Below are 2462 nucleotides of genomic sequence, written 5' to 3' on the forward strand. Positions count from 1 at the left end.
AACGGTCTTTACCGTATGAAGTGCGCGCCGCGGCTTACGTTGTTCTTGAGGGCCGCTTCGGCGACGATCCGGGCGGTGCGGACGCCGTTGCGCAGGTCGATGACCATGGGAACGAGTTGGGCCCTGCGGTAGAAATCGTCGATGCGGTTCTTCAGGTACCCGATGTCGGCCCAGGCCCGCTCGAGCCTTCTCACGGTCCGGATGATGCCGACGTAGTTCCACATCGTCGACTTGATGCTCACCCAGTCCTGGTGAATAAGGGCGGGGTCGACCTCCTCCACGCGTTCGGGGAACTGCCAGGGCGGTATGTCCGATTCCTTGTAGGATCTGTTGCCGTTGAAGTTCCCCGCGATGTCCTTTGCCGCGCGTACACCCCAGACAAGTCCTTCGAGCAGCGACGTGGAAGCAAGCCGGTTGGCCCCGTGAAGACCCGTCGCGGCCACTTCGCCGGCCGCGTACAGGCACTTGAGAGACGTCTTTCCCCATACGTCCACCTGCACGCCGCCGCAGCTGTAATGCGCGGCGGGGACGACAGGGATGGGAACCTTCTGGATATCGATGTCGAAATCGAGACATCTCTGGTATATCATGGGAAAGCGTTTCTTGACGTTTATCTCCGTGTAGGAGGCGATGTCGAGGTACACGTAGGCGTCCCCCCTCTTGATCATCTCCTCGTACATGGCGCGGGAAACCTCATCCCTCGGCGCGAGGTCTCCAAGCTCGGAGTAGCTTGCCATGAAGGGAACGCCGTCCTTCGTCTTCAGCCTGGCCCCCTCTCCACGGAGGGCCTCGGAGATGAGAAACCCGTCGGCGTCCTTGTGAAAGAGCGTCGTTGGATGGAACTGGATGTACTCCATGTTTATGAGCCGCGCGCCGGCACGGTCGGCCATGGCGAAGCCGTCTCCCGTAGCTATGGGAGGGTTTGTCGTGTGCAGATATATCCTTCCCAGCCCGCCGGTGGCGAGCACCGTGTAGGAGGCGAAGAACCTCTCCACGTGGCCTGTCGCGTTATTGAGGACGTAAGCGCCTATACACTGGGGTTCCCTGTAAAGCGCGAGGGGACTTGTGGAATGGTGGGGTATGGTCAGCAGGTCTATGGCGGGGTAGCCGGGATAGGTCCGAATGTTGCTGTATTCGGCGGCTTTGGCAATGAGGGCCGTCTCGATGGCCTTGCCCGTGGAGTCCTTGGAATGGAGTATCCTTCTGCGTGAGTGGCTTGCCTCACGGGCAAATTCGAATTCATCCTCTCCGGACCGCGAGAAGAGCACCCCAACCTTTTTGACGAGGAAATCCTCGACCATCCCGGGTCCGTCGTAAGCGACGATCTTCACGGCATCGGGATTCGATATGCCGTCACCTGCCTCTATGATGTCCTCGGTGAGGAGCTCGGGCGTATCGTCCTGCCCACGGGCCACGATCCCTCCCTGGGCATAGAAGGTGTTCGATTCCGCGATCGAGGATTCCTTCGATATGACGATGACGTCCAGGCCGAGGTCGGCGGCGCTTATGGCGCAGGAGAGCCCCGCTATGCCAGAGCCGATGACGAGGACATCGCAGTAGTGGGATCGGTCCTTTTCCATCTTCACGTTATCGCCAGCATCCTTTCCAGGGCGACTCTGGCGTGCCGCGCGTCCTCGGGGTCGACGGTCACCTCCGGCTGGTCCTTTCCCTCCAGGATGTTCTCCAGAACGGTGAGAAATTTGAGAAGTGTCACATGCGACATGTCCCGGCATTCGCACTCCCTGAGGGGTACGATGAGCTTGTCGGGGTTATCGGCTTTGAGGCAGTTCACGAAGTTCACCTCCGTTCCGACGGCCCACTTCGTGCCCGCGGCGGCTGCCTCTATCGTGCTCTTTATGTAGCTTGTGGAACCCACGTGATCGGAAAGCCTGACAACGTCGGGAGTGCATTCGGGATGGACGATGACGCTGATATCGCCGTGGGTCTTTTTGATCTCTTCGATATCGGAGGGACGGAAGGCGACGTGCACGTAGCAGAAGCCTTTCCAGAGTATCGTCTTCTTCGCGGCGATGTCCGGCACACCCGTATCGGGGATATCTTCAGAGGGGTCCCAGAGAAATATCCCGTCGTCGGGGATCCCCATGGCATGGGCGGTGTTGCGGCCCAGGTTCTCGTCAGGGAAGAAGAAGGGGACGGCGTCCCGGGACAGGACATATTCCATGGCCTCTTTCGCGTTGGCGGAGGTGCAGACGAACCCGCCGTTCTTTCCGCAGAAAGCCTTGAGATCGGCCCGCGAGTTGACGTATACGACGGGCATGAGGTGTCGTCCCGTGGCCGTGAGCAACTCCCATGCCTTTTCGACATCGTCGATCACCGCCATCTCCGCCAGCGGGCATTTCGCGGAAGGCTCGGGATGAAAGACCTTCTGCCGGGGTTCGCAGAGAATGCGGGCCATCTCGGCCATGAACGAAACGGCACAGAAGACTATGTACCTGGCATCA

The 2462-nt window shown here is 59.9% G+C and carries 2 protein-coding genes; both read right to left on the bottom strand.

Annotated elements, in window-relative coordinates; translation table 11 throughout:
* Positions 1-8 precede the first annotated feature (8 nt).
* Entirely contained in the window at positions 9-1580 is a 1572-nt protein-coding gene (nadB, locus tag GXX82_11275) for an L-aspartate oxidase (protein NLT23617.1), read from the bottom strand.
* A gap of 2 nt (positions 1581-1582) precedes the next feature.
* The coding region (locus GXX82_11280) for a quinolinate synthase NadA (protein NLT23618.1) at positions 1583-2462 on the bottom strand (880 nt) is incomplete at its 5' end.

The sequence above is a fragment of the Syntrophorhabdus sp. genome (assembly GCA_012719415.1).
Classification (GTDB): Bacteria; Desulfobacterota; Syntrophorhabdia; order Syntrophorhabdales; family Syntrophorhabdaceae; genus Delta-02.

What these genes read in the sequence shown, in the direction of transcription:
- nadB (NLT23617.1), bottom strand. Translation starts at nt 1,580, where the DNA reads ATGGAAAAGGACCGATCCCACTACTGCGATGTCCTCGTCATCGGCTCT.